8 protein-coding genes and 2 tRNA genes are annotated in these 6,462 nt (G+C 41.1%); 1 reads left to right on the forward strand and 9 read right to left on the reverse strand.

Features of this window, described 5'->3' with window-relative positions; all coding sequences use genetic code 11:
* The first annotated feature begins 2 nt into the window (after nucleotides 1-2).
* A complete protein-coding gene (locus VPNCDNU1_RS12025; protein ID WP_101110861.1) occupies nucleotides 3-257 on the forward strand; it encodes a YfhL family 4Fe-4S dicluster ferredoxin in 255 nt (84 codons plus the stop codon).
* 44 nt (nucleotides 258-301) lie between these two features.
* Here the strand turns inward: VPNCDNU1_RS12025 and VPNCDNU1_RS12030 are convergent, their stop codons facing one another.
* The 9 genes from VPNCDNU1_RS12030 to VPNCDNU1_RS12070 all read right to left on the reverse strand — a co-directional run bounded on the left by VPNCDNU1_RS12030 (nucleotide 302) and on the right by VPNCDNU1_RS12070 (nucleotide 6,376).
* Nucleotides 302-634, reverse strand: a complete 333-nt coding sequence (locus tag VPNCDNU1_RS12030; RefSeq protein WP_104400525.1) for a DUF1904 domain-containing protein — start codon at nucleotides 632-634, stop codon at nucleotides 302-304.
* 54 nt (nucleotides 635-688) lie between these two features.
* Nucleotides 689-1,894 (reverse strand): tetratricopeptide repeat protein, encoded by a 1,206-nt coding sequence (locus VPNCDNU1_RS12035; protein ID WP_104400526.1) that lies wholly within the window; start codon nucleotides 1,892-1,894, stop codon nucleotides 689-691.
* Between the two features lie 2 nt (nucleotides 1,895-1,896).
* Nucleotides 1,897-2,511, reverse strand: a complete 615-nt coding sequence (locus VPNCDNU1_RS12040) for an energy transducer TonB (RefSeq protein WP_104400527.1) — start codon at nucleotides 2,509-2,511, stop codon at nucleotides 1,897-1,899.
* Between the two features lie 9 nt (nucleotides 2,512-2,520).
* Nucleotides 2,521-2,928: an ExbD/TolR family protein gene (locus VPNCDNU1_RS12045; protein ID WP_101110865.1), complete on the reverse strand. Its 408-nt coding sequence runs from the start codon at nucleotides 2,926-2,928 to the stop codon at nucleotides 2,521-2,523.
* Nucleotides 2,925-3,470, reverse strand: coding sequence for a MotA/TolQ/ExbB proton channel family protein (locus tag VPNCDNU1_RS12050; protein ID WP_104400528.1), 546 nt, complete (start codon nucleotides 3,468-3,470; stop codon nucleotides 2,925-2,927). Before VPNCDNU1_RS12050 ends, VPNCDNU1_RS12045 begins: the two co-directional genes overlap by 4 nt.
* A 1-nt stretch (nucleotide 3,471) precedes the next feature.
* A complete protein-coding gene (locus VPNCDNU1_RS12055; protein ID WP_104400529.1) occupies nucleotides 3,472-4,803 on the reverse strand; it encodes a MotA/TolQ/ExbB proton channel family protein in 1,332 nt (443 codons plus the stop codon).
* A 1-nt stretch (nucleotide 4,804) separates the two neighbouring features.
* Nucleotides 4,805-5,590, reverse strand: coding sequence for a DUF3450 domain-containing protein (locus tag VPNCDNU1_RS12060; RefSeq protein ID WP_104400530.1), 786 nt, complete (start codon nucleotides 5,588-5,590; stop codon nucleotides 4,805-4,807).
* A 597-nt stretch (nucleotides 5,591-6,187) separates the two neighbouring features.
* Nucleotides 6,188-6,264, reverse strand: a tRNA-Trp gene (locus tag VPNCDNU1_RS12065).
* Nucleotides 6,265-6,299: 35 nt separating this feature from the next.
* Nucleotides 6,300-6,376: transfer RNA gene (locus VPNCDNU1_RS12070), tRNA-Asp, on the reverse strand.
* Nucleotides 6,377-6,462 lie beyond the last annotated feature (86 nt).

Consider the following 6,462-nt stretch of genomic DNA (forward strand, 5'->3'; position numbering starts at 1 on the left):
AAATGGCACTGCTGATTAAAGACAGCTGCATCAATTGCGATATGTGCGATCCCGAGTGCCCAAATGGGGCAATTACAATGGGAGACAGCATTTACGAAATTGACCCAAACTTATGCACTGAGTGCAAAGGTCATTATGAGAAGCCGACCTGTCAGTCTGTATGCCCAATAACAAAATGCATAATCACGGATCCAAACAATATTGAGACTGATGAACAACTGTTAGAAAAGTTTGTCATCATTCAAGGTCTAGCATAAAAAAGTCCTGGGAATTCCCAGGACTTTTTCAATTCATCTTAATATTAATAATGCGCACCATTGTCATAGTATTGAGTCGCAGACAGTGCTGTAAATATTACAGCAACATCCACTTCCTTTCCTACAACCTTACGAACTTCATCTGTTAATACTATAGCCACTTTATCTTGAATATCCTGCCCTCGGTCAAACCACAGCACCTCGACAAATGGATAGGCTGGATCGACGTTTCCGCTGTGAAAAAATGTGGTATAGATGTACTCAAATGTGAAGTCTTCTTTTGGGCAATCCATTAAAGGCTGAAGATCTTCTATCAGTGTTTCTGATAACAATTGGACAGTTTGAGGCTCTACAGCCCTAAAACGCAGATGTGGCATGACATGCTTCCTTTTGTAATTTGAGCGAAAGCATATCACGCTTGATAGAGTTTGTTAGGAAGAAACCTTATTGCTTAAGTAGCTTACCCACCCCTTAGCTGCACTGGATGGAACCTTTTCGTCCAGCCTTTTAGCTTCAGCTAATGCATCTTGATATCGATTCAGTTTGTACAACAAGCGTATTTTTGCCATCGAGAAATCATTTCGATTTGCATAAGGTTTGGCTTTATCAATAATACCCAATGCTTGCTTGTAGCGGGATTGCTGAATCAAAAGCTGCGCAAGACGCCAATGGTATTTAGGATTCATATTGGCTACGCGTTGCCATCCACTAATCGCTTTGTTCCATTCTTTCGCTATTTGCCAGTAATTTGCTTGCAGCTTTAAATGCTTTTCGCTTTGGGATTTAGGGTATTGATTAAACATCTCTTTAAGTATGCGTGCTGCTTTCTCTGGCATTCTATGCTGCCCATAAAGCTGCGCCAAAACAACATACTCGTTCTGCGTTAGCTGTATTCCGTGCAACTTACTTAACGCATAACTTTCCAGCGCACTGCGTTGTTTCTCTTGCTGAAGCTGGGTGGAAATAAGCTGCTGCCACCACGACTTTTGATTAGGTTCGAACCGAATTATCTTACTAACGGTTTTTTCAGCGTCTTTCCATTTTTCTAGCTGAAGCTCAGATACAATACGAATTTTAAGCGCTTGTAGCGTTTCCCTAGCATTACGTGGTTGATAGCGTTTTATACGGCTTAGTGATGACGTCCAATTTTGCTGCTGATAATAAGCCATAGACATACGAAGCTGAATATCATTTTTATCTTTAGCTAACTGATTTTCCTCTTTATTGTCAGAGGTAGGATAGCCATTTTTTAAAAGCGTTAGATAGTTTCTAGTAGCGTCACTAAATTTCTGCTCGGAGAATTGTATATCAGCAAGCATTTGCCTTGTTTTCCACTGCTCTTTGGGTTGCAGTGCTTTTACATCAACAGACTTATTTAACGCTACGATTGATTTACTTGCTTTTTCAGACTGCCAGTAATAAACACCTAGAACTCTATTGACGAATGCTTTGTCGTAATCAGACTTCAAATCCATGCTTTCTATCAGAGAAATGGCTTCATCAAGCTTATCTTCCTGTTGTAGCTGACTGGCTTTATGCAGTTTTTTCCCCGCGTAGGTAGATAACTTGTTCGCATGAACATTCATGTTCGTAACAATTAGCAGAACACCTAACAGTATTGAAAAAAATCGATTCATAGTTATTTGCTCATTTTAAATTCTATCTTCACTCTTTGGTTCAACTGTTTAACCGCTTTGCCCCCCTCAAGCTTTGGCTGATACTTCCACCGCTTAAGAGCATTCATAGCTTCACGAACAAAAATTTTGTTTGGATGAACGTCTAGTAAATTAATATCTTCTGGACGCCCCTGTTCATCAATCGTGAAGCTCAATATGACATACCCTTCCATGCGACGTTTTTGAGCTCTAGGTGGATATCTAGGTTCAACACGGTAGAGAGGTAAAGCTTGTTGGTCTTGGCCAATCCCATCGAGAGAAGGCATAGAAATCGCAACGCCTAGGTTAGCCAAAGCCAACTTAGGTGCAGACAGCATTTGAGGCATCTGCGTTTGAGTAACATTGGGTGTTGAAGTTGGCAGCGGTTTAGGTTGATCCGGCAACTTCGGTGGATCCGGTAATTGCCTCTGTCGGCGCTGAACATTTGCTTCAGGTTCTTGCATTACCAAATCAAACATTACCGCTGGTTTCGATTCTTCAAGCTTACCTTTTTGGCTGCTGACCATCCATGCCATAAAATAGAATAACGAAGAAGCAATAACAAACGCTAACGGTAAGGCAAGTAACAATCTTTTCATGAAACATACTTACCTTTTGTCTTCGGTAGCCAGCGCGATCTTATCTACACCAGCTCCCTTCGCTGCATCCATTACCTCAACAACCGTACCGTTGTATGAATGCTTGTCTGCTTGAATGACCAAGCTGGCGTCAGGCTTATCCAGCAGCACTGTTTCCAAAACAGCTTGAACCCTTTCAACATCCACTCTTCGCTTATCGATGTAAACGTCATTAGAAGCTGTAATAGCAATAAATATTCCAGCGTCCTTCTGGCTACTTGCGTGAGCCGCTTGTGGGCGATTAACTTCAACACCAGACTCTTTCACAAACGAACTCGTCACGATGAAAAAGATAAGCATGATGAATACGATATCCAGCATGGACGTTAAATCGACCGTTGCATCTTCCTTTGCTTTTGTTGGACGAACTAACCTCATTCGCCGCTCCTTAATTGTTGCTCGAGTTTCAGTGCTTTTTTATTTGCCATTTTTACAAGCCTTGAGTGGGCAAACATACCCGCTAGTGCAGCGACCATACCTGCCATAGTTGGAAGGGTGGCCATCGATATACCAGATGCCATTAATTTTGGTTCACTGCTACCAGCAAGTGCCATTAAATCAAAGACAGCTATCATTCCTGTTACGGTGCCGAGCAATCCCAACATGGGGCACAAACTAACAAGAGCCTTAATAAAGTCTAAATGCTGATTTAACTGCAAATTGGCCTGTTGCATGACACCATTTTTTTGCGCTAATGCGTACCACGACTGATGGTCTTCACGCTTTTGCCACGCTTCTATCCAGCTTCTCTTTTTCTTCCCAAAACTAAAGCTAAAGAAAAGAACGCGCTCAACAATCAATAACCAGCATAAAAAAACCACACCAGCTAACCACCAAAGTACTTGTCCACCTTTTGCCATGAATTCGGCCAGTGTATTGACTTCTGTTTGCTGGTACACCAGTGCTAAGTTTTCGATCATTTTAAGCTGCCTCAGCCATTTGCTCAGACTCTGCACGTTGAGCAACGATACTCACGCCTTGCTTTTCAAGAGTACCTTTGATTGCTTCAGCTCTACTTGAAAGGAAATTATGAGCAAGTAATAGAGGCATTGCAGCAACAAGCCCCATAACGGTGGTAACCAGCGCCATAGAGATCCCGCCCGCCATAACTTTCGGATCACTATTGCCAAACTGCGTTATCACTTGGAATGTTTCAATCATACCCGTTACGGTACCAAGTAAACCTAACATTGGAGCTAATGCTGCCATTAGCTTAAGCATTGAAAGACCTTTCTCCAGACCATGTTGCTCATCAAGGATTCTTTCAAGTAATCGAAGCTCTATAGCATCGATTGACTGCTGTTTGTCGTTGTCGAAAGCCTGAAGAATTCTCCCCATAGGGTTATTTCCTGGCTGATTTGGTTTTTTAAGTTGTTGAGAAATCCGTGCTTGGGTTATTAGTAAAACAGTACCTCGGAACAAAGCAATCAATAAGCCAGAAGCCAAAAGCGCGATAATGATTTTGCCAACCACACCGCCTTGCTCAATTCGCTGTATAAAGTTCGGTTGGTTTGCATATTGCTCAAGCAACAAACCACGAGTGGGGTCTAAAAGAATATCGTTACCAGCAATTACATCTGAACTCGTTGAGGCATCTTTAGGAAGTGCTTGATACGCCGTCGAAAACTTGTTATTTGAATCCCACTTCAAATAACCCAGTTCTGAAATCAAAGCCATATCCCCTAATCTAATAGCGACTTGATCTGAATGTGTGCCATCTCCGTTCACAAACGGAATCGTAACCTTACTTAATTGTCCGCTGGCTTGAATTTTAAATGATGCTGATAACCAAAAGTCTTCTAGCATTTTTAACGAAGGTAATGCATCTGTACTGATAACCCTTTCCACAAGAGTCAGCTGTTTGTCAGTATCTGTAATAAGTGAATTTTGATAGTCTTGTTTTACTTCTTTAGCAGACTGTCTTACAACACCAAATAATTCCCCTAAGCTACCAGTTTCAATTTGCAGCTGTTTTTCTTTCTCAGAAAGCAGTCTTTCATTTTCACTGAACTGCTCACTAAGTTGCGTATTTTCTGTTTCTAGTTCGGCTAACGCTTTTTCTAATATCGCTTTCTTTTTTGCTAATTCTTCCTTTTGCTCTTTTGTTAACTGAACACGATTAGCGTTGTGTGCACGTTCAGCCTGGTAAACCTTATTTGCACTATTGTCGATTTGAGAAAGGCTTTGTTCTGCGAATGAAGAGAAAGTAACAACGGCAGCAATAATACCTAATGTATTTAAAACATATTTCATACTACAACCCCTTCTCTACATGGCTAATTGAAAGAGGCAGTGTGACCACTGAAGGAGCCTGCTGTTTTGCTGCCATCGCAAAAGCTTTGTTTACTTCCAGTCCTTTGTCTTTAGATAGCTCATTCCAAGTCTTGTTTTCTTGGCGCCATACCCAAAATTGCTTATGGTCTAGACTCCTCGCAACAAGGCTCACTCGACCGAAATACAATTGCTCAACTTGGCGAGTATTACCTTCGAAATGTATTTCTGCTGGATACGCTCCTAGCTTGGTCCCATAATCTATTTCTATTTGGTAGGCTTCAAGAATTCTTCTGTATTTCTCAGCTTCAGCAATATCAGCTCGCCCCATCAGAAGTTTAATATCGTCCAATCTTTTCTGGCGTGTTACTTTTCGCAAAGGAACATCCTGACCAACAATGGAGTCTAACCCATCAATCATTCGATACATGAGCGGAACAATACCTTGGCGAGTATCTTCAATATCATTTAGCTGTTGTTCCAAGCTAACTAATTCAGATTTTTGACTAGAGACCAATTTAGTTAAATGGTCCCTATAAAGAGTTAGGTTATCTATTTGAGTTTCTAGTTGCTCTATCTCGGATTGAAGAGTAAATGACGCCTCGACGTTAGCATCTACATTAGATTGAGCTTTTTGAATAACCTTATTGGTTTTCTTTTCAATTGCTCTGGCTTTATCCAAGTCATCAGCATACAAAGCATTAGGTATTCCCATAGCTGCTAGTATTACAACTAGAGTTCTTGCCCTTTTAGAAACTATCTCTTTCATTAGTAATTCTCAGGCGAATCCGTATCGCCAAGCACATGTGGTATGAATGTACAACATTTCGAAACTTAAGACGCTACCTAATAAGGTCGTCTAACTTCGAAATCGATGTATAACAATTAAGGCGAATATTAAATCAAAGATGGGAATAATTTTCATTAACTTTCTCATCTTTTACATTTGATAAGATTCTAAAAGTAAATTATCGAGATTCTTAACATTTTTAGTTTAAAAGGATTACTTCTGAACTGAACAATCGTCTAATGAACTAGATGTTTTAAGTGTATGTGTTCAACTAGATTGACATCCCAGATATAAATATTACCAATAAAGGCAGTCGGCAAAAAATCCTAGCTGCTTCTGTATACAGCAGAAGAAAATGAATTAGGCTTACCAAAAAATAGGTTGGGCTGCTCTCTAGCTCGCAATTTTCACAATGGCGAAGTCAACAGATACAAAACGGTAAGGCATTTAAATATGGCAGGGGGCTGGAGCAGTACTCCGGAGACTCCACCGGGCTGGCGATCCAGCTTCCAACACTTGCTTTGCAAAAGCGATAGATACAAAAAAGCCTCAGCATTTCTGCTGAGGCTTATTATATGGCAGGGGTGGAGAGATTCGAACTCCCAACACGCGGATTTGGAATCCGCTGCTCTGCCAATTGGAGCTACACCCCTGTAATTCGTATTTTATGAGTCGACACTCGAATAAATGGCGGAGTGGACGGGACTCGAACCCGCGACCCCCGGCGTGACAGGCCGGTATTCTAACCAACTGAACTACCACTCCGCAGTGGTATCTTTACTAAATAAAGTCTTATGATTAGCCTGCTTTATCTAGTTTTGCTTTCAGACTGTTCAACATCTGAAAACATA

Source organism: Vibrio penaeicida (assembly GCF_002933855.1).
Lineage (GTDB): Bacteria > Pseudomonadota > Gammaproteobacteria > Enterobacterales > Vibrionaceae > Vibrio > Vibrio penaeicida_A.